This is a genomic window from Burkholderia sp. AU31624, from assembly GCF_020420065.1.
Classification (GTDB): Bacteria; Pseudomonadota; Gammaproteobacteria; order Burkholderiales; family Burkholderiaceae; genus Burkholderia.
Genome location: NZ_JAIZRT010000001.1, coordinates 735,111 through 755,228, shown reverse-complemented (window position 1 = coordinate 755,228; position 20,118 = coordinate 735,111). Strand labels below are relative to the sequence as shown.

Annotated in this window: 19 protein-coding genes; 8 read left to right on the top strand and 11 right to left on the bottom strand. The window is 68.6% G+C overall.

Annotation, left to right across the window (positions count from 1 at the left end; genetic code table 11):
* Position 1: 1 nt before the first annotated feature.
* The 7 genes from LGM89_RS03500 to LGM89_RS03470 form a co-directional block, all read right to left on the bottom strand.
* A complete protein-coding gene (locus LGM89_RS03500) occupies positions 2-2,071 on the bottom strand; it encodes a MacB family efflux pump subunit (RefSeq protein WP_226272296.1) in 2,070 nt (689 codons plus the stop codon).
* A 2-nt stretch (positions 2,072-2,073) separates the two neighbouring features.
* Positions 2,074-3,267, bottom strand: coding sequence for an efflux RND transporter periplasmic adaptor subunit (locus tag LGM89_RS03495; RefSeq protein ID WP_226272295.1), 1,194 nt, complete (start codon positions 3,265-3,267; stop codon positions 2,074-2,076).
* Between the two features lie 296 nt (positions 3,268-3,563).
* Positions 3,564-4,292, bottom strand: coding sequence for a class I SAM-dependent methyltransferase (locus LGM89_RS03490; RefSeq protein WP_226272294.1), 729 nt, complete (start codon positions 4,290-4,292; stop codon positions 3,564-3,566).
* 40 nt (positions 4,293-4,332) lie between these two features.
* Positions 4,333-4,914, bottom strand: coding sequence for an HD domain-containing protein (locus LGM89_RS03485; RefSeq protein ID WP_226272293.1), 582 nt, complete (start codon positions 4,912-4,914; stop codon positions 4,333-4,335).
* Positions 4,915-5,010: 96 nt separating this feature from the next.
* Complete coding sequence (locus LGM89_RS03480) at positions 5,011-5,220, bottom strand: hypothetical protein (RefSeq protein WP_226272292.1); 210 nt, start codon at positions 5,218-5,220, stop codon at positions 5,011-5,013.
* A 117-nt stretch (positions 5,221-5,337) separates the two neighbouring features.
* Complete coding sequence (locus tag LGM89_RS03475; protein WP_226202426.1) at positions 5,338-5,904, bottom strand: helix-turn-helix domain-containing protein; 567 nt, start codon at positions 5,902-5,904, stop codon at positions 5,338-5,340.
* A 65-nt stretch (positions 5,905-5,969) separates the two neighbouring features.
* Positions 5,970-6,644 carry a hypothetical protein gene (locus tag LGM89_RS03470; RefSeq protein ID WP_226202428.1) on the bottom strand — a complete coding sequence of 225 codons (675 nt, stop codon included), beginning with the start codon at positions 6,642-6,644 and terminating at the stop codon, positions 5,970-5,972.
* Between the two features lie 339 nt (positions 6,645-6,983).
* Between LGM89_RS03470 and LGM89_RS03465 the strand changes: the two genes are divergently transcribed.
* From LGM89_RS03465 to LGM89_RS03455, 3 genes are all read left to right on the top strand, one after another.
* On the top strand, positions 6,984-8,387 hold the full coding sequence (locus LGM89_RS03465) for an HdeD family acid-resistance protein (protein WP_089496439.1): 1,404 nt from the start codon (positions 6,984-6,986) through the stop codon (positions 8,385-8,387).
* 95 nt (positions 8,388-8,482) lie between these two features.
* The gene (locus tag LGM89_RS03460; protein ID WP_226202430.1) at positions 8,483-9,061 is read left to right on the top strand and encodes a hypothetical protein; all 579 of its coding nucleotides are present in this window, start codon (positions 8,483-8,485) and stop codon (positions 9,059-9,061) included.
* Between the two features lie 204 nt (positions 9,062-9,265).
* Positions 9,266-9,997: a ribonuclease T2 gene (locus tag LGM89_RS03455; protein ID WP_124578350.1), complete on the top strand. Its 732-nt coding sequence runs from the start codon at positions 9,266-9,268 to the stop codon at positions 9,995-9,997.
* Between the two features lie 48 nt (positions 9,998-10,045).
* Here the strand turns inward: LGM89_RS03455 and LGM89_RS03450 are convergent, their stop codons facing one another.
* Positions 10,046-11,506 (bottom strand): fatty acid desaturase family protein, encoded by a 1,461-nt coding sequence (locus tag LGM89_RS03450; RefSeq protein WP_226272291.1) that lies wholly within the window; start codon positions 11,504-11,506, stop codon positions 10,046-10,048.
* A 61-nt stretch (positions 11,507-11,567) separates the two neighbouring features.
* Here LGM89_RS03450 and LGM89_RS03445 point away from each other — a divergent pair, with 61 nt between their 5' ends.
* The gene (locus tag LGM89_RS03445) at positions 11,568-12,278 is read left to right on the top strand and encodes a hypothetical protein (RefSeq protein ID WP_089496442.1); all 711 of its coding nucleotides are present in this window, start codon (positions 11,568-11,570) and stop codon (positions 12,276-12,278) included.
* 9 nt (positions 12,279-12,287) lie between these two features.
* A complete protein-coding gene (locus LGM89_RS03440) occupies positions 12,288-13,403 on the top strand; it encodes a hypothetical protein (RefSeq protein WP_226272290.1) in 1,116 nt (371 codons plus the stop codon).
* Here LGM89_RS03440 and LGM89_RS03435 read toward each other — a convergent pair.
* Both LGM89_RS03435 and LGM89_RS03430 read right to left on the bottom strand, forming a co-directional pair.
* Positions 13,391-14,290: a hypothetical protein gene (locus tag LGM89_RS03435; RefSeq protein WP_226272289.1), complete on the bottom strand. Its 900-nt coding sequence runs from the start codon at positions 14,288-14,290 to the stop codon at positions 13,391-13,393. The two genes, LGM89_RS03440 and LGM89_RS03435, sit on opposite strands and share 13 nt — an antisense overlap.
* Positions 14,287-15,174: a metal-dependent hydrolase gene (locus LGM89_RS03430; RefSeq protein WP_226272288.1), complete on the bottom strand. Its 888-nt coding sequence runs from the start codon at positions 15,172-15,174 to the stop codon at positions 14,287-14,289. Before LGM89_RS03430 ends, LGM89_RS03435 begins: the two co-directional genes overlap by 4 nt.
* A 95-nt stretch (positions 15,175-15,269) precedes the next feature.
* On the opposite strand from LGM89_RS03430, the gene LGM89_RS03425 reads away from it, so the two are divergent.
* From LGM89_RS03425 to LGM89_RS03415, 3 genes are read left to right on the top strand one after another with little or no spacing between them, the layout of a single operon-like run.
* The gene (locus tag LGM89_RS03425; protein WP_089496446.1) at positions 15,270-16,208 is read left to right on the top strand and encodes a fatty acid desaturase; all 939 of its coding nucleotides are present in this window, start codon (positions 15,270-15,272) and stop codon (positions 16,206-16,208) included.
* Positions 16,208-17,806, top strand: a complete 1,599-nt coding sequence (locus tag LGM89_RS03420; RefSeq protein WP_089496447.1) for a GH3 auxin-responsive promoter family protein — start codon at positions 16,208-16,210, stop codon at positions 17,804-17,806. Before LGM89_RS03425 ends, LGM89_RS03420 begins: the two co-directional genes overlap by 1 nt.
* Positions 17,799-18,947, top strand: coding sequence for an aromatic ring-hydroxylating oxygenase subunit alpha (locus LGM89_RS03415; protein WP_226272287.1), 1,149 nt, complete (start codon positions 17,799-17,801; stop codon positions 18,945-18,947). Before LGM89_RS03420 ends, LGM89_RS03415 begins: the two co-directional genes overlap by 8 nt.
* Positions 18,948-18,963: 16 nt before the next feature.
* Here the strand turns inward: LGM89_RS03415 and LGM89_RS03410 are convergent, their stop codons facing one another.
* Positions 18,964-19,917 (bottom strand): fatty acid desaturase family protein, encoded by a 954-nt coding sequence (locus LGM89_RS03410; protein WP_226272286.1) that lies wholly within the window; start codon positions 19,915-19,917, stop codon positions 18,964-18,966.
* Positions 19,918-20,118 lie beyond the last annotated feature (201 nt).

The window sequence follows — 20,118 nt, the reverse complement described above, 5'->3', positions numbered from 1 at the left end:
TTCAATCGCGCGCAAGCGCATCGATCGGATCGAGCCGCGATGCATTGCGCGCGGGCATGAAACCGAAAATCACACCGGTGAGCGTCGAGCAGACGAACGCGGTCACGATCGCGCCGGCCGAGAACACCATCTTCCACTGTGCGACGAACATCGAGAACAGCGCGCCGAGCCCGAACGACAACGCGATGCCGATCGTGCCGCCGAGCAGACAGACGAGCACGGCCTCGACGAGAAACTGCTGCAGGATGTCGGACTGGCGCGCGCCGACCGCCATCCGGATGCCGATTTCGCGCGTGCGCTCGGTGACCGACACCAGCATGATGTTCATCACGCCGATCCCGCCGACGACGAGCGAGATCACCGCGATCAGCGACAGCAGCAACGTGAGCGACTGGCCGGTCTTCTCGACGGTCTTCACCACGCTGTCCATGTTGTACGTGAAGAAGTCCTTGCGGCCGTGACGCTGCGTCATCAGCTTCTCGAGGCTTTTCTCGGCGGCGGCGCTCGGCTGCCCGTCGCGCACGCGCACGGTGATGCTGTCGAGATAACGCTGCCCGAACAGGCGCCCGCTCGCGGTGGTGTACGGCACCCACACGTTCAGGCTCTTCACGCTGCCGAACGCGCTCTTCTTGTCGGCCGTCACGCCGATCACGACGCATGGCACGTTGTCGACCAGGATCACTTCGCCGATCGGGTTGCGCGTCGCGCCGAACAGCTTGCGGCGCGTGTTCTGGTCGATCACGGCCACCTGCACCTGGCGGCGCACCGCGTCCTCGTCGAACGCGACACCCAGCGCGAAGCGCATCCCGCGGGCCTGGAAGAAGCGGTCGCCGACGCCGCTCACGAGCGCGTTCACGTCGACGTTGCGGTAGCGCAGCAGCAGCGTGCGCGACGTTTCGGGCGTCGCGCTGTCGACGTACGGCTGCTCGGCGAGCGCGGCGACATCGGCGGGCACGAGCGTCTGGATCGCGTCGGCGCGGCTGTCGCCCCAGTCGGTGCCCGGATAGAGGTTGATCGTGTTCGTGCCGATGCTGCCGATCTCGTCGAGCATGTAGCGCTTCGCGCCTTCGCCGATCGCGACGATCGACACGACGGACGTGATGCCGATGATGATGCCGAGCATCGTCAGCAGCGTGCGCAGCCGGTGCGACACGAGTGCGATCCACGCCATCCGGCAGGCCTCGGCGAAGCGGCCGGAGCCGGCGGCGAAGCGTTGCGTGCGCGTGCCGGGTTCGGTATCGGCGTGCGCCTCGGTGTCGACCGGTGCGGGCGGCGGTAACGTGTCGTGGCGATCACGGGCGGGTAGTGCGCTGGCTTCCGCTTCGGTCGCTTGTGCTGCTTCCGCTGCGTCGACGCCCGCTTCCGCGAGCGCTTCCGCATAGTGCCGATTCGGCCGGTCGGCGACGATCTCGCCGTCGCTGATCTCGATGATGCGCTTCGCGTGGCGCGCGACGGCCTGGCCGTGCGTGACGATGACGATCGTATGGCCGAGCGCGTTCAGCTCGTGCAGGATGCGGATCACGTCCTGGCCGCTTTTCGTGTCGAGCGCGCCGGTCGGTTCGTCGGCGAGGATCACCTGGCCGCCGTTCATCAACGCACGCGCGATGCTCACGCGCTGCTGCTGGCCGCCGGACAGTTGTCCGGGCCGATGGTGCGCACGATCCGCGAGCCCGAGGCGTGCGAGCAGTTCGCGTGCGCGTGCGTGCCGTTCGGCGCGCGGCGTGCCGGCATAGATCGCGGGCATCTCGAGGTTCGCGACGGCGTCGACGTGCGGCAGCAGGTGGTAGCGCTGAAACACGAAGCCGAAATGCTCGCGACGCAGTTGCGCGAGCTCGTCGCTGTCGAGCATGTGCGTGTCGCGGCCGCCGACCGTGTAGGTGCCTTCGCTCGGATGATCGAGGCAGCCGAGGATGTTCATCAGCGTCGACTTCCCGGAGCCCGACGCGCCGACGATCGCGACGATCTCGCCCGCGTGGATCGACAGGTTGACGTTGTTCAGGACAACGACATCCTTGTCGCCGGCCGGAAAGCGTCGCGTGACGGCAGCGAGTTTCAGCAGGGGCTGGCTCATCGTCACACCACGTCCGCCAGCGGCGCGTGGTCGTCACCGGCCGCTTCGCCGATCACGACGCGTTCGCCGTCCTTCAGGCCGGCCAGGACTTCGACGCGCACGTTGTTGTTGATGCCGATGCGGATGCTGCGCGTTTCCGTGCTGCCGTCGGCGCGCAGCACGCGCACTGCGTAGGTGCCGTCCTTGCGTTTTTCGCCGAGCGCGGCGGCCGGAATGCTGAGCGCGTTGCGGGCGTTGCCGAGCACGATGTTGACTTGCGCGGTCATCGAGATGCGCAGCCGATGCTCGGGGTTCGGCACTTCGAACAGCGCGTTGTAGAACACGGCCGAATTCGGCTTCGTGCCGCCGCCCGCACCGCCGCCGAGCGGGCTCTGCGCTTCGGCATAGTTCTGCGGCGCCGGCTCGATCGCGCGCAGCTTGCCGTAGTGACGCTTGTCCGGTTCGCCGAGGATCGTGAAATACGCGGTCTGGCCGGCACGCACGCGGATCACGTCGGCTTCCGACACCTGCGCCTTCACGGTCATCGTGTCGAGATCGGCGAGCTTCAGGATCACCGGCGCCTGCTGCTGCGCGATCACGGTCTGGCCTTCCTGCGTGACGACCGCGACGACCTCGCCGTCGATCGGCGCGACGATGCGCGTGTAGCCGAGGTTCGCCTGCGCGGTCTCGATCTGGATGCGGGCCGAGCGGATCTGCGCGGCGAGCGACGCGAGGGTCGCACGCTGCACGTCGAGCGTCGCGCGTGCGGCCTCGAACGATTCGCGCGAGGTCGCATCGTCGGGCAGCATCGCCTGCTGGCGCTTGAACGCGAGTTCCGCCTGCGTGAGTTGCGCGGCGGTCGATTGCTGTTGCGCGCGCAGGCTTTCTTCGCTGGCGCGCGCCTGGCGCAGCGCGTTTTCCGAGATCACGGGATCGATCTCGGCGAGCCACTGGCCCTTCGTCACCTTGTCGCCGAGCTTGACTTTCAGCGATTTCAGCTGCCCCGACACCTGCGCACCGACGTCGACCTGCTTGAAGGCCTGAAGCGCGCCGGTCGCCAGCACCGCGTTCTCGAGATCGCCGCGCGAGACGGGCGCGGACAGGTATTGCGGATGCTTGTCGGGCGCGCACGCCTTCAGCGTGACGCCGGCGGCGATCGCCACGACGGCAAGGGTAGCCAGCACGATGCGCCGGCGGCGATGGGTCTTCTGAGTCATGAGCGTGCGGCGAGGATCAGGCAGTGCCGGCGATGCGTGGGGCCGGGCGGGACGATCCGGTCGGCGTCGCCTGTCGGGCAGGTTGCCCGCGACGGCATCCGCGTACGCATCGCGCGGGCGTGCCGAGTCGAATCAGCCGCTCATGGTAAGCGAGGACATCACGCCAAATCGTGTGGAAATTGTGCTGAATTGTGCGAACGCCGCACCGGAGCGGAGGCCGTGCGGCGCGATTGCCGCGGTCGGTGAGCGCGGCGGGCGAGGGGCCGCGTGCGTGTCGCGGCGTGCGCTGACGTGCGTTATCGCTGCGCCGCGACGAGCGCCATCATCGGCCGGTCGCGTTCCTCGTCGAGCGCGGGCAGCGCATCGACCTGCGCCTGCGTCGGTCCCCATTCGTCCAGGTGCGTGAGCGTGAAGCCGCTGCCGATCAGCAGGTTCACGAGCGTGCCGAGCGTGCGGTGCTGCTTGACGACGCCCGGCGCGAGCCAGTCGGTCACGCGTTCGCCTTCGCGCTGGTAGCCGTCGAGCGGCCAGGCGCGGTTGCCCTGCGCATCGACGACGAAGCCGGGCCGGCGCGGCGCCGTATAAATGGGGTGCTCGATCGAGAACACGAGCCGCCCGCCGGGCACGAGCGCGCGATGAATCGTGCGCAGCAGCGTGTCGAGGTGCGCGACGTAGTGGAAGGCGAGCGAGCTGTAGGCCAGATCGAACGCGGCGTTGGGCAACGCGAGCGTTTCGAGATCCGCGCGGCGGTACGTGATCGCCGGGTGCGCGGCGGTCGAGGCCGCGCGTTCGAGCATGCGCTCGGAGACATCGATGCCGAGCACGCTTGCCGCGCCCTGGTCGGCCGCCCAGCGGCTGAACCAGCCGTAGCCGCAGCCGAGGTCGAGCACGTTGCGGCCGCGCAGGCCGGGCAGCAGCGCGCGCAGCGCGGGCCATTCGGGTGCGCCGTCGAGGCCGTGAATCGAGCGGTTCAGGCGGCTGTAGCCTTCGAAGAAGGCCGGGTCGTCGTAGATGTTTTGCGTCATGCGTAAGACCTCGAGCGGGCAGGGCACCCGATCCGCGAGCTTACGCGCGCTGCCCGCCCGCGTCGATCCGGCGTTGCGTGTCCGCGTCGACGATGTCGCGGATCGCGCTGAACAGCGGCGCGGCGTCGGTGTAGCGGCGGCCGTAGCCGAGATTGAACGCGTAGTCGAAATCGGGCGGGTTGCTGCCCTGGTTGTGCTGCAGGATCGTCTCGAGCTTGTCGAGCGCCTTCGCCGCGCGTGCTTCCGGCGTCACCGCCGCCTCATACTCATCCCACAGCGCGACGATCTCGTCGCGCCGCGCGGGATCGAGCGGTGCGGTCAGCGTCAGCAGGTCGTCGCGTTCTTGCGCGCTTTTGTCGGGGTGCGCGGCTTGCTCGATCGCGGGAATGTCGCCGTGCAGCGCCTCGCCGAGATCGTGGACGACGCACAGCTTCAGCAGCTTCAGCGTGTCGATGCCGGGCAGCGCATCGGCGAACACGAGCGCCATCAGGCACAGCCGCCAGCTGTGTTCGGCCGTGCTTTCCGCGCGCCCGGACGACGTGTGGCCGCTGCGCAGCACATCCTTCAGGCGTTCGGCTTCGCGCAGGAAAGCGAGCCGCGCGTGGATCGTATCGGGGGTCATGGTCGGCGTCCTTGCGATGAGCCGCCTAGCGTAATGCGGGTGGGCGCGGGTCGTCCACGCATGAAATATGCGTGGCGGGGGCGCTTTGCCGGGCCGCTACTTCACGAAAAACCCGGCCCAGCAGAACAGCGCGAAGAAGCCCGTTTGAATACCGACGATCAGGCGGAACAGCCAGGGGCTGCTGCGGCGCGCCACCCGCCTGCCGCCGGCGTTGGCCACACCCGAGCGAAGCGCGACCAGCACGGCGGCGCCCGTATAGAGAAGGAACGCGACGATCACGAGTTCTCGCATGACAAGCGTCGACATGTGGCATCTCCCCTGGGCGTGCTGCCATTCACGTTGGTATTGGTTGCGTGGCATGCCGGACACGTTGAAGGTTGCCGCACCGTTGCCGGTATGCGGTGCTTCATCGCGACCCGGCAATCACGCATCCTGGAGCGTCTCCACGAGCCGCACGGCCGAGCCGTCCGACAGCGTCATCCGCGTCCACCGGCACATGCTGCCGCGGATCGGTACGACGCGCGATGCATTCGCACCGGTGTCGAATTCGACGCTCGGCGGCCCCGCGTGGTCATGCCAGCCGAGCGTGTCGAGCGCGGTTTCCATGCGGACGATCTCCGGCGTTGCGTAGCGCCACAGCGACGTGCCGAGCAGCATCGACAGCGGTTGCGAGAATTCGGCCGCGCGCGCCGGAGAAGAAGCGAGCAGGCGGTGCGTGAGGTCGCACACGAGGTGCATGCGGCCCGCGCTGCCCGAGACGAGCCGCGCGAGCGCGTGATCGCCGGCCGAATCGAGGCGCGCGGCGAGCAGCCGCTCGGCGGTCGCGCGCTCGTCGGGCGACATCTGCTGGCGGCCGGCTTCCCAGCGCGAGATCGTCGATTGCGCGACGCCGAACAGCTCGGCCGCATGGCTCTGCTTGACGCGATGCAGCGCGCGCCAGCGCTTGAGTTGCGGGCCGAGCGGCGGGGCGTGAAGCGGTGAGGCGGTCATGGTGGTGCTCCGTTCGGGGTGCGCATCGCGCTCGCGCCGCGTTGCGGCGGCGATGGAGGGAATCGTCATTCCGTTGGCGCCTGAATCGTGACGAGTTCGACAGGGACCAGCGCGGCGCCGCCGAGGACAAGATCGCCGTCGGCGGTGGCCGTGATCGGCGTGGGTTCGATCGCGAGATTCATGATTGCCACGGCCTCCGTCACATGCCGGGCATCAATCGTGTAGGGCCGGTCGAGCAGCTGCGCTGCCACCTTGGGCGGTATCTCGAAGCCTTGGGTGGCGTAACGCATTCCGGCGATGCTGCCTTCGAGCGCGAGACCGTCGTGTACGACGACAAACCCATGCGCGGCCGCCGTTACCCGATCGATTGCTGAAGCGCCGTCCGGCAGCACGACGCGGAAATGGCCTTTGACATGGCCGCCCACCGCCCGGAATCCGTTGAACGACCAACGCAATGATGTCCGGTAGCTTGCCGACATGGCGGATCGCAGCGAGTCGGGCAGATCGAGGACGAAGTGGACGGGGCGGCCCAGCACGATCAGCTTCGCATGGTCTTTCGTGACCATGAAGCCGGATACCGCTTCATCGTACGGCTGTTCCCGAACCAGCCCCGACTTGAAAAACGGATCCTCGGGCGGCGGCTGTTCCGTGTGTACTGGTGGTTCGTGGCAGCCCGGCAGCGCGATGCAGCCCGCGATCAAGGCGGCGTGCCAGCACCGGCGTGCGATCGATATGGTCATGGTCTTGTCCCGTCTTGTGCGGTTCGGTTCTTTCGATGCCCTCGTAGCGGGATTCTGGCGGATCCACTGCGCGTTGTCGAACGGGAAATCTGCCGTGGCAGCAGTCGATGGCCCCTGACCGTGCCGTGCCGACGACGTTGTCGCCGCCGCTTTCAACCGTCTCCGCCATATCTTATTATTCGGCCAGTGCGGAGGGATACCGGCCACCCACGGTCATGTCGAGGCATGACGCGCCGGTACGAATTACCGCTTTTCGGCCAGCACTCTGCACGAGGCACGGTCGAAACGACAGGAAACGCGTGACCCGCGCGTATCCCAAAAAAATGACGAGAGCGCGCGATGGTACGACTGGTCTTGCTGCTGCTGGGCATCGAATACTTGCGCACCCGCTGGCGCGGCCTGACCGTGCTCGGCTGGGTGTGGGTCGTCGCGGGCGTCGTGATCTTCGTCGATGCGCTCGACGGCGCGTTGCACTTCCCGATTCAGATCTTTGCGTGGCTGTTCCTGATCGAGGGGCTCGCGACGCTTGCCGTGGCCGGCAGCGGCGTCGGTGGGCAGCGCATCCTGCGCTACGTGAAGGGGATCGTGGTCGTGGTCGCCGCCGGGCTCGTGTTCGCGGGGCATCACCATGGCCATTTCCTGCTGTCGATGATCTTCGGCACGCTGTTCCTCGTCGACGGGCTGCTGCAGTGCACTGCAGCGTGGATGGTGCGCTATCGCCGCTGGAACGTCGCATTCGCATGGGGCGTCGTTGAGATCCTGCTGGCGATCTTTTTCTACCAGCCGTATCCGACGCACTACGTGGGTACCGTGCCGTACTGCCTCGGGCTGCTGCTGATGTTCGGCGGGATGCACATGCTGAGCCTCGCCGCGCGCGTGCGGCGGCTGACGCGCAATCCGGCGTTCGCGACGTCGCCGGCGCCGGCGCTCGCGCCGGATCTCGACGATGCGCGCGACCGGCCGCATTTCGCGCAATCCGAATGGGACGGCCCGCCGGCCGATGGCGAGCATGCGCTCACCGTGCACGTGTGGACGCCGACCGGCACGTCGAAGGCCGAGGCGCAGCGCTATCCGGTGATCGACCGCTATATCGCGGCCGTGGACGTCAACGGTGTGATCTCGACCGGGCACGCGGCGCTGGAGTCGCCCGAGGGCGTCTATATCAGCCTGTATCCAGGCGTCGAAATCGATCGTTCACCGGACGAATTCACGCGCATCCTGCGCGCGACCCGCGAAAACGACGTGCCGGGCTTGTTCCAGCCCGACTACGCGACCGAATCGAAGGCGTGGTGCCCGTCGACCGTGCGCGTGCGGATCCGCAACTACGATCCGTCGAAGCTGGATGCCTTCTGGACGTCGTACCGGCAGAACGTGACGTACAACCTCACGCACCGCAACTGCTCGAGCACGGTGTCGAACGCGCTCGAAGCCGCGCTCGACGGCGCGGTGTGGCGGCTGAAGGGCGCGCGGGCCGGGTGGGGCGCGTTCGTGCGGCTGCTGCTCACGCCGGAGCTGTGGGTCGCCGCGCAGATCCGCAAGCGCGCGGTGACGATGGCCTGGACGCCCGGGCTCACGCTCGACTATGCGCGCGCGCTGAGCATGCTCGCCGACCCGCGGCCGTTCGCGTGGTGGAAGGTCGCGCGCTCGGCCGTGAAGGCGATCATGACGTCGCGCCGCACGTGGCGCGAGCAGGACCACGCGGCGCTGTCGCCCGGCGGACCGGAGGCAGCGTCGATGAAGTGAGCGCGTGCCGCCGGACGCGGGCCCGGCGTCACTGTGGCCGCCACCGTGCGGCCGCGCGAGGTTGCCCGCCACGAACCCCCCCAACGTAAACAACAATGAACAAGACGAGAGCCTTCCGCATCCTGATTCCCGCCGCGCTGGCGCTGACGAGCGCCGGCTTCGCGCAGGCGAGCGCGGACGAGGTGCCGCGCATGAGCGACGACGTGTACCGCATGTCGGTGTCGTTCTGCTCGAACGTCGCGGCCGCCGAGAAGATCGAGTGCCAGGGCGACATGATCGCCGCGGGCAGCCGGATCGTCGCGGCGATCGGCGGCCTGCCGCCGGCCTCCGCCACGTCGATCGACGAAGGCGCGCGCAACAAGCTGCCGGCGGCGGAGCGCAAGGGGCTCGCGCCGGTCGAGCCGCGCGCGATCGACAAGGATGACGACCTCGCCGGTCTCGCCGGCATGGTGCGTCTGTGCGACGTCTACGAATCCGAACCGGCGTCGCGCGCGCGGCATCACGCGGCGCTGAAGCAGCAGGCGCCGGACGCTGCACCGCGCGTCGAGGCGTTGCTGACCGATGCGTCGACGGCGGCGCGCCAGCGCGTCAGCATCGGCGTGTGGCAGATCCTCGCGCTCGAAGGCCCCGAATCGATCACGCGCGCGTGCACGCAGCTGGGCGCCGGGTCGTGACGGGCGGCGTGCCGCCAGTATGGCGGCACGTGTCGGCCGTGTGAGGCAGCGCGCGACGCGACGGTGGGTATCTGCACCCGCGCCGCCCGACTTCTTTCGTCCACCTTCACATTCGTGCCACGTTGCATCGGCAACAATCGCGGACAGATATTCGACAACCTTGCGGCGCATCCCGCGACCGCAAGCCTTTTCCGAGGAAACGCCATGCTCAAGACGCTCGCCCGCGCCGCTGCCGCACTCGCCGTCGCTTCCGCTTCACTGCACGCCACCGCGCAGACCAGCTACGACTACCTGTTGCTCGCCGCGTCGTGGGAGCCCGGCTTCTGCGCGTCGCACGACACGCCCGAATGCACGAACCTCGCCGGCACGTACGCGGCAACGAGCCTGTCGCTGCATGGCCTGTGGCCGAACAACTACGACGGCAACCAGCCGTTCTACTGCGGCGTGCCGCAGAACGACATCGACCTCGACAACGCGCACCAGTGGTGCAGCATGGACGCGTACCCGATCAGCAGCGCGACCCGCAACACGCTGTCGACGTACATGCCGGGCGTTGCGTCCTGCCTCGACAAGCACGAGTGGTTCAAGCACGGCACCTGCTCGAACTCGGCATCGCCCGATGCGTACTGGAACCAGGCATCCGGCATGATCAGCCGGCTCGGCAACACGTCGTTCAACGCGTTCCTGCAGGCGAACGCGGGCAAGACGGTCACGCGTAACCAACTGCTGTCGGCGTTCGAAGGCGCGTTCGGCAGCAACACGCGCAGCGCGGTGTCGCTGAAGTGCACGAAGACGAACGGCGTCAGCTACTTCACCGAAGCGTGGATCGCGGTGAAGACCAATGCGACCACGCAGTTCCCGAGCGCCGCCTCGCTCGTGACGGACGGCAATACGCAGGGCACGTGCCCGACGTCGGGTGTGTATATCGCGAAGTAACGGGGAAGGAAGGGGCGGTGCGCGCGACATCGGGCGCGCCGTCGCTTGTTACGGCTTCGGCGGGAGGCCCGACCACAGCAGCCGGGCCAGTTCCGGTGCGTCGAGTTGCGGCTCGTGTTCGTCGATCGCGTCGGGCAGTGCATGCCACGGCACCGCCGGATTCCGGTGATGCTGCAGATGAAGGTTGATGTGATACGGCCACACGAACACGCGGCCGATCCAGCCCGTTCGCCATGAATACGTCCAGTCGGCCCAGCCGGGCGTCGCGTGCGGGCCGCCGCTGTGCTCGGCCATGCTGCGGATCTTCTGCAGCAGGACCGACAGCGTGAGCAGCGTCACGAACCACAGCGCGGCGACCAGCAGGATCGTCTGCACGGTACAGGCCCATACGAGCAGCGCGACGATGACTCCCCACACCGCCGCGGCTGCCAGGAACGGCCGGCCGAGCCGCGTGTTCTGTCCGCCCGCGCGCCGGAATGCCGCCATGTTGCGCACCATGTTCAGCACGAGCAGGTCGCCGAGGAACTGCCGCGCAAGCGGCCATGCGTCGAGCGGCCGGAACTGCCACGGCTGGTCGTGATAGAGGAACTGCCGCTCCGGGTCCTGCGCGGTGCCGAGATGCCGGTGATGCGCGAGATGCAGCGGCCGGTAGAACTCGATGGGCACGAGTCCCGGCACGCCGATCGCGACGTTGATCAGGAAGTCGTTGAAACCGCGGCGGCGTGTGAGGTGATAGTGGGTCGCGTCGTGATACAGGATGAACAGCGCATGCTGCCGCGTCGCGACGACGAGTACGGCAAGCGCATACAGGTACCACGCGCCGAGCGCGGTGGCCACCCGGATCGCCACGACGATGCACGCCCATTCGAGCAGCGCGGCGGCCATCGTGCGCAGGTCGACTTTGGTGCGCAGCAGCGCGAGCGTGAGCGCGCCGGCCGCGATACCGGTCGCGCCGCCCCATGCGACGTCGGCGGCACGATGCTGGCCGGTGGTCAGGACCGTCACCATCAGCAGCGCGCTCCACGCGGCGAACAGCACGGCTGACCGTTGCCGCAGCGCCAGCAGCACGATGGCGATCGCGACCGGCAGCGCGACGTGCCCGCTCGGCGACGCGGCAAGCGGCGTGTCGATCCGCTGCAGCCACGCGATCCAGCCGTCATGAGCGGGCGGCCATGCGACGGCGGTCGGATGCAGCAGATGGCACACGAGGCAAATGCCGGCCGCGAGCGTGCCTGCGAAGAGCGCCGGCAGCAGCCATGCACGGCCACGCCCGAGCCACACGAGCGCGGGCATCACGAACAGGTAGCTGAGGTAAAGCGGCACGGTGCCGGGCAGCAGCGGAACCGCGCGATCGAGTGTGCTCGCCGGAATGATCGTGACCGGCCCGAGCGGCAGGTGCGTGACGAAGGAGTAGAACGCGCCCGTCACGACGAGATAGGCGACGAGCAGCCGCCATGGCCGGGCGATCGGCGCGTCGTTCGCATCCAGGCGGGAAACGGCGTTGGACATGGCGGGAGCAGGCGAGTAACGGGCTATCATAGCAAGCTGTTCAGTCTTGCAGGAGTACCCGATGGAGTTGCGTGCCACCGCCGTCGAACGTGCGGCCCTGGGCCCGGACGACATCGACCGGATGTTCTCGTTGTATGCGGCGTCCTATTGCGACACGGTTCGTGCGCAGTTCGACCGCGACCTCGGCGACAAGACGCACTGCATCGTGCTGCGCGACGGCGGCGGCGCGATCCAGGGCTTCTCGACGCTCAAGCAGTACGAGACACGCTGGCGCGACGCGTCGATCCGCGTGATCTTTTCCGGCGACACGATCATCGATCCCGCGCACTGGGGCACGCAGCATCTCGCGTTCGCGTGGATCCGCCACGCGGGCGACGTGTGGCGGCAGGCACCCGCCGTGCCGCTGTACTGGTTCCTGATCTGCAAGGGGCATCGCACCTATCGCTACCTGCGCGCGTTCGCGCGCGACTACGCGCCGCGTGCCGATCACCTGACCGCTCCGGTCACGCAGGACCTGATGGATTACCTGGCCGCGAGCCGCTACGGGCACGCGTACGACTCCGCCACCGGCCTGCTGTCGTTCGACACGCCGCAGGGCCGGCTTGCGCCCGTGCTCGCGGAGGTGCCGGCCGCGCACCGGCGGCTGGCCGACGTCGACTACTTCCTCGCACGCAATCCCGGCTACGCACAGGGCGACGAACTCGTGTGCCTGTGCGAACTGTCGGCGTCGAACCTGCGGCCGCTTGCGCGCCGGCTGTTCGACGGGGTGTGAGCCACGCGCATGCGGATCCGTCTCGCGCAGTCGGCCGACAACGCGCGCATTCTCGATTTCCAGTCCCGTCATGCGATGCAGGGCAGCCTGCCGCTGCGCTTCGATCGTGCGCCTGACTACTTCGCGCTGCATCGCTGCCACGCGCCGCATCATGAGGTCTGGCTCGCGGAAGATGAGCGTGCGTCGTTGAAGGGGCTTGCGAGCCTCGTCGTGCGCGACGGCTATCTCGGCGAGCGCGCGCAGCCGGTCGCCTATCTCGGCGACCTGCGGCTGATGCACGACCGGCGGCTGTCGCGCGAGTGGACCGACTCGGTGCGCGCGCGCTTCGCGACGCTGCGCGCCGACGCCGGCGTACAGCATGCGTATTGCTGCATGATCCGCGATAACCGGCTCGCGGTGCAGTCGCTGGTCCGCTCGCGGCGCGAGAACCGGCTGCGTTTCACGCACTGGCACGGCTACGAGAACGTGTCGATCTACGCGCAGCGCGGGCTGTCGTCGGTGCCGCGTTGCGTGCCGGGCGTGCGGATCGTCGATGCGCAGCCGCATCATGCGGACGCACTGCGCGCGTTTCTCGATGCCGAATCGCGCCGCCAGCCGTTCGGCGGCGTGTTCTCCGCGGACGAATTCGCGCGACGGCTCGACACGTGGCCATCGTTCGGCATCGACGCGTTCCTGCTGGCGCTCGACGCGCACGACAACCTGGTCGGCTGCGTCGCGCCGTGGGATGCGGGCGAGATCAAACGGATCGTGCTCGAACGGCTGCCGTTGCCGCTGCGGGCGGTCCGTGTCGCATTCAATGCGGTCGCACCCGCATTGCGCCGCCCGCGTATCGCGGCGCCCGGCGAGCCGTTGCGAGACGTCTATCTGACGCACCTGCAGGTGCGCGACCGCGATCCGTCCGTGTTCGCTGCGCTGCTCGATGCCGCGTGGTTGCGCGTGCGCAACAGCCATGCGCTGATGCAGTTGTGCCTGTACGACGGCGATCCGCTCGGGCCGGCGCTCGCGCGCTACCACGCGACGCGTACGCCGATGGATCTCTATACGCTGTCGACCGGCGAGCCGGCCGCGCCGGTCGACGGCCTGCTGGCCGGCCGCGTGCCGGGTTTCGAGATCTACCTGGTCTGAGCGCGCGTGACGTGCAGCAGGTCGGCGAACGCGAGCCAGAAGCGGCCGGCGTCGAAGCCGAGCCCGCCAAGCACGGGCTGGCCGTGGTCGAGCCGCGGCAGGCAGACCTGCGGGATGCCGGGCATCACCTGGTGGTCGAGATAGAACTGTCCGTCGTGCGCGCAGCCGGGACGATGCCCGTTCAGCCGCCCGTGATGCGAATCGAAGCGCGTGGACGCCTCGACGGACCAGCTCACGCCGTGCACGAGATGCAGGTCGGGCGGCAGCGCGGCAAGCATTGCGCCGACGCGCGGATCGCGCCGGCTGCTGATGTCGCGCGTGCCGGCGTCGGCCCAGCGCGTGCGCAGCATGCGGCGTGCGATGCGGTCGGGCCACGGTGCGGCCACGTGCGACGGCATGCCGTGGCGGAAGATCGTATCGACGATCGCGGACGGCCCGCACGGCGGCTGCATCAGCGCGAGGCCGGCACAACGCGCCGCCAGCGCCGGGTCGACGACGAGCGCGGCGAGCGTGTCGATGCCGCCCTTGCTGTGCGCAAGCGCGACGAATTCGCCGCCGGCCGGCAGGTGCTTGCGCAGGTATGCACCGATATGCGCGCCCTGATCAAACACGCCGCGCGCGGAACGCACCGGCACCGTCAGCACGCGATAGCCGGCCGCGCCGAGCGTCTGCCGCGCGCCGCGATTGCAGCCGGGCAGCCATTCCGAATACAGCCCGGCGACGAGCACGACCGTCGTCGTCAGCGGCAGGCGGGCGGCGTGCCGTGTCCAGCCTTCGATGAACGCGTCGGTCCGGTCGAGGTTCGGCACGGCACGCGTGAACGGCGTCGTCGGATAGTGGCGCCGCCAGTCGTCGAACCCGTCGGGCGTCCACGGCGCGCGTGTCATGCGTGTGACTCCGGCTCGGGTTCGGCAGTGGCCAGATACGGTTCGAGTGCGGCGCGTGCCGCGCGCAATGCCGCATCGCTGTCGAGGCGGTCGGGATGGAACCGCGGCGAGAACCAGAACAGCCACATCGGCATCACGCGCGTGAAGATGCCCGGCGCGACGAACAGCCAGCGCAGCAGTTGCAGCCAGCCGCGCAGGTTCCAGGTCTGCCCGTCGACGGCGACGAGGCGGTGCACGAAATAGAACAGGTCGATCACGAAGTAGACGGAGATTCCGAGCATGGCCGCGCAGCGCACGACATAGCGCCGCACCGCGTTCGGCATGGCCGCCGTGAACACGTCGAACGCGACGGTCTTGTGCTCGGTTTCCTCGATCGCATGCCAGCGCCACACGGCCGCCATCGTCGGATCGGTGCCGTCGAGGATCGCCGGGTCGCTCAGCAGGCGGTGCGCGAGGATCGTCGTGTAGTGCTCGAGGCACGCCGTCAGCGCGAGCCGCGTGACGGGCGCCACCTGTCGCGCGGCATTGCGCTGGCGTGTTTCGAGCAGCGCCTCGAGCGCGTCGACCGGCACGTGCTGCGACGCGAGGCGTGCGTTGTAGCGCCGGTGCACGCGGATATGCGACGCTTCCTGCCGCACGAACGCGTCGACGTCGGCCGCGAGCGATGCATCGCCGCCCACCTGGTCGCGAAACGGCCGCACGCTTTCGATGAAGAAGCGCTCGCCGAGCGGGAACATCACGGAAAACGCGTCGAAGAAGCGCGTGACATGGCACGTGCCGCGATACCAGAAGCGCGGAATGCGTTCGTCGATCGCGAAGCGCACGTCGCGGGTCGGCATGCGCGACGCGGGGCTGTCGGTGCTCGGGTGGCGAAACGGCCGCATGCTAGTTCCGCCCCGCCAGGGACGGGCCGCGGGCCGTTACCGGCGGCTGACGCATCTGTTGTATCCTCCCGTGCAAACAACCGCCATTCCGAGCCATGAACCGACCGAGCGCGCAAGCCGCCGCCGCGCAGACCCGACGTTACGACCGGGCGAACCTGCTCGTGCTCGCGCTGCAGAGCGTGGTGTGGGCCGGCACGCTCACCTGGCTCTCACATACCGGCGCCGGCGCGATCAAGTGGCTCGTGCTCGTGCCGTTCTGCCTCGTGATGCAGGGCGTGTTCTCGATGATGCACGAAACCTTCCACGGGTTCGGGCATCGCCGGCCGATCGCGAATTATATGATGATGTGGTGGGCGTCCACGATGTTCGGCGCGGCCGCGACACTCATTCACGTGAACCATCTCGGCCATCACGTACGCAACCGCACGCGCGCCGAGCGCGCGGATTTCGCGACCGCGGACGAATCGCTGCTGCGCAAGCGCATCGAATACTACGCGGCGATCCTCGGCGGCATCTGGCTCGGCAGTTTCGTCGGCAGTTTCGTGCTTGCGCTGGTGCCCGGTCGCACGATGCAGCGGCTCGCCGCGCGCGGCGACGACAACACCTACGCGGCCGCCTTCAAGGAATTCACGACGGCCGACTTCCGCCGCATCCGCTACGAAACGCTTGCCGCGGTCGGCGCCTGGCTGCTGGCCGGCTGGCTGCTCGACTGGTCGGCGTCGGCGGTGCTGGTCGCGTATGTCGCGTTCGCGTTCTCGTGGTCGTCGCTGCAATGGGTGTACCACATGCGCACGCCGCTCGACGTCGTCGAAGGCACGTACAACATGCGCGCGCCGACACCCGTGCGCTGGCTGCTGCTGAACTTCAACTACAACCTCACGCATCATCGCCGCCCCGCATTGCGCTGGCAGGACATGCACGCGGTGTCGGACCTGCGCGAGACACGGCCGCTGTGGTACGGCTGGCTCACGATTTTCGCGCCGCCGCGCCGGCTGCCCGACGATCTCGCGCAACTCGACAAGACCTATTTCTGATGGATATCTTCGCCCGCAGCCCGGCCGACGCATGGCGCACGTTCGCACGCGCCGCGCAGCCGGACGTCGATCGCTGGCAAGCCGGCCTCGACGCACCGGGCGACACGCAGGCGCGGCGGCTGACGGCGCTGCTCGCCGCGAACCGCGATACCGCATTCGGACGCCGGTTCGGATTCGACCGGATCGACAGCCCTGCGCAGTTTCGTGAGCGCGTGCCCGTGCATGCGGCCGCCGATTTCCTGCCGTGGCTCGATCGCGTGTCGCACGAAGCGGAACCGGTGCTGACCGCCGAGCGTCCGGTGTTCCTCGAACGCACGAGCGGCAGCACCGCGCGCCAGAAGCTGATTCCCTATACGCCCGCGTTCCTGCGCGAACTGCAGGCCGCGATGATCGTATGGCTGGCCGACATGTATCGCGCCTGTCCGGCGCTCGGCGAAGGGCGCGCGTACTGGTCGATGTCGCCGCCGCTGCAGGCGCCCGGCGTGGCGCCCAACGGGATTCCTGTCGGCTCGGCGAGCGATCTCGACTACCTCGGCGACAGCAGCGCGGCCGCGCTCGCGTCGACGCTGCTCGTGCCGCCGCTGACCGGTAACGCAGCGACGTGGCGACGCGAGACGCTGCGTGCGCTCGTTGCGGATGAAGCGCTCGCATTCATCAGCGTATGGAGCCCGACGTTCCTGACGAGCGTGCTGCGCCCACTGTTCGATCGCGACGCTGCCGACAGCGCGCGCGATCTCGCGTGGGTCGACGCATCGCTGCCGGCCGACCGCCGCGCCGCGCTGCGCCGTGCGATCGAGGCGGGCGATTGCCGTGCGCTGTGGCCGCGCCTGGCCGCCGTGAGCTGCTGGCTGGACGGCCCGAGCAAGCATTACGCCGACGCGTTGCGCGTGCGGTTTCCGCAGGCGCAATGGCTGCCGAAGGGGTTGTTCGCGACGGAAGGTGTCGCGAGCATTCCGTTCGGCACGGGCGACGGTTGCCCGCTCGCGATCGGCAGTCACTACCTTGAATTCGTGCGCGACGACGGCAGCGTGTGCGACGTCGAAGGGCTGCGCCCCGGCGACGACGTGCAGGTGCTGCTGACCACGGGCGGCGGGCTGTATCGCTATGCGCTCGGCGATCGCGTGTGCGTGGTCGGCATGACCGCGCGCACGCCGCGCATTGCGTTCGTCGGGCGCGCGGCGGCGAGCGTCGATCTCGTCGGCGAGAAGCTCGACGAACAGCTTGCGGCCGCCGCGCTGAACCGCGCGCGTGGACAACACAGCGAAGTCGGCGCATGCATCGTGCCGTGCGTGGCGAACGAAGGGCTGCCGCACTACGTGCTGTGCGTTGCCGGCGACATCGGCACCGATGCAGCCGACGCAATGTGCGCAGCCGTCGAAGCCGAACTGGTGCAGGCGTTCCACTACGCGCACGCACGCCGCCTCGGCCAGCTCGGCCCGCTGCGCGTGCGCGTACTGGGCCGATCGCCGGCGCGGCTCGGCGACCTGCAGCAGCAGGCGTCCGAACGGGCCGGCATCCGCGCGGGCGACGTGAAGCCATGCGCACTCGTGACGCGGTTGCCGGTGGCCGGCGCGCTGCTGGCGATGACGAATGACTGACGCGATGAACGACATGATCGAACCACGCGGATGCGGGCACGACTGCCCGTCGCGCGATGCGGCGGCGGCGCACGAGCATGCGCCGCCGGCCGATGGCCTGCACGAGCAATGGTTCGTCGCGTGCACCGAACGCGAACTCCCGCGCGACAAGCCGCTCGGCGTGCGGATCCTCGATACCGGCATCGTGCTGTTCCGGCAGCGCGACGGCCGGATCGCCGCGCTGATCGACCAGTGCGTGCATCGCGGCACGCGGCTGTCGGCCGGCAAGGTCGATCGCGACACGCTCGTGTGCCCGTATCACGGCTGGCGCTACGACGGCGAAGGGCAGGTCGTCCATGTGCCGAGCATCGACGGCACGCAGCCGACGGGCCTGCCCGGCCGCTATCCGTTCCGGCAGCGCACGCTGCCCGTGCAACTGCTCGACGGGCTCGTGTGGGTGTACCTCGGCGCGGGCGATCCGTCGGCGCGCGCGATTTTCCGGATGCCGTTCCGCGATGTCACGCCGTGGCAGTCGTACTTCATGGTGAACACGTTCGACGGCGACATCGCGATGCTCGCGCAGAATTTCATGGACGTGCCGCATACGGTGTTCGTGCACGACGGGATCTTTCGCAGCAGCCGCGGCCAGGCGATGGAAGCGACGGTCGCGACGACACGGGACAGCGTGGCCGTCACCTATCACGACGGCGATGACAAGATCGGCTTCTGTCTCGACTGGCTCACGAACCCCGATCGCGTGCCGCTCGCGCACGTCGACCGCTTCATCGCGCCGAACGTGACGCGCTGCGACTACCTGTGGGGTGAACGTTCCGGGTTCCTGATCGTCAGCCAGATCACGCCGATCGATGCGCGCCGCTCGCGCGTCTATACGTACATCGCCTATCGCTTCCGGCTGCCGCGCTGGATGCTGCGCGCGCTGCAGCCGCTGCTGAACCTGTACACGCACCTCGTGATCCAGCAGGACGTGCGGATCATGCGCGCGCACCGGCAGGGCCTCGACAACGCGCCTGACTTCCGTCCGCACAACGTGCGCGCCGACATCGTGCACGTCGCGATCGACCGGCTGCTCGATGCGGTGAAACGCGGCGAGCCGCTGCCGGCCGCGCAGTGCGGCGAGAAGGTGATGCGGTTCGAGCTGTAGACGCCGCGCGGTGTGTCTAGTGCGCGGGGCCGGTCTGGCCGGATGCGGGCGGCGCGAACGCGGTGCCGTCCGTCAGGTAGCGGTGCACGGCCGGCAAATGTTCGAGCGCGAGCGCCGGATACGCGTGATGCACCTGGTGATAGCCGATGTTGCGCGGATACAGCACGAGCTTGCCGATCCAGCCGAACGTCATCGTGCGTGTCATTTGCCAGATCGATTCCGGCGCGCGTTCGTCGATCTCGACGTGTTGATGTTCGAGCAGCACACGGTTCGCGTTCATGATGCCGCCGACGATCCACGGCAGTCCGTAGTACGTGAAGAACGGCAGATCCCAGTGCACGACGGCCGCGATCGCGAGCAGATAGCCCGCGCAATGCGGCAGGTCGGCGCGCGCGCAGGCGATGACTTCAGGGTGACGGCGCAAATCCTGGTGCGAACGGTCCTGCATGAAGCCGCGCGCATACCATGGCCGGAACGCGGGCCACGCGAGCGCGAGCGGCGCCATCAGCGCGCGCAGCGGCCACCAGACCGGCAGCAGCGCGCCGCGCAACATCATCACGCGCTGCACCCAGCCGCCGCGCGCGGCCAGCCGGTGCAGGTACGGATCCTCGGCGGTGCCGACCGCGCGGTGATGGCGCAGGTGGTGATAGCGCATCGCGGCGATCGACGAACCGATCGTCCAGCCGGCGAGCGCTTCGACGAGCGCGAGCGGTAGCGTCATGCGCCGCATCGGGAGGTGGCAGGCGTCGTGCAGGATCACGCCGAATGCCTGCAGCCGGCCCGCGATCAGCAGCACGGCCGCGACATAGACGAACGGATTCGGCACGAAGCGGATCGCGGCCCAGCACAGCAGGATGCCGAGCCAGTCGATGCACGCATAGCGGACGAGCCGCCATGGCCGTGCGCCGGCTGCGAAAGGCAGCGTGCGGTTCAGTTCGGCAGGCGTCGGCAGGGCGGATGGCGTAGGCATTCGATGAGGTCGGGCGCACCGTCGATGGCGCGCGTGCAGGCGTATCGGCGGCAATATACACCGGATTCTTCAGACGAAGAGAGGTAGCGTTCAACGCCTGGCGCAGGGTGTGCCGAACCATCGCATGGCCGCGTGCGCGGCTTCGTCGACGTTCGACGCATCGCCACTGGCTCTCTCGACGACACCGTCGGGCCGTGCGAG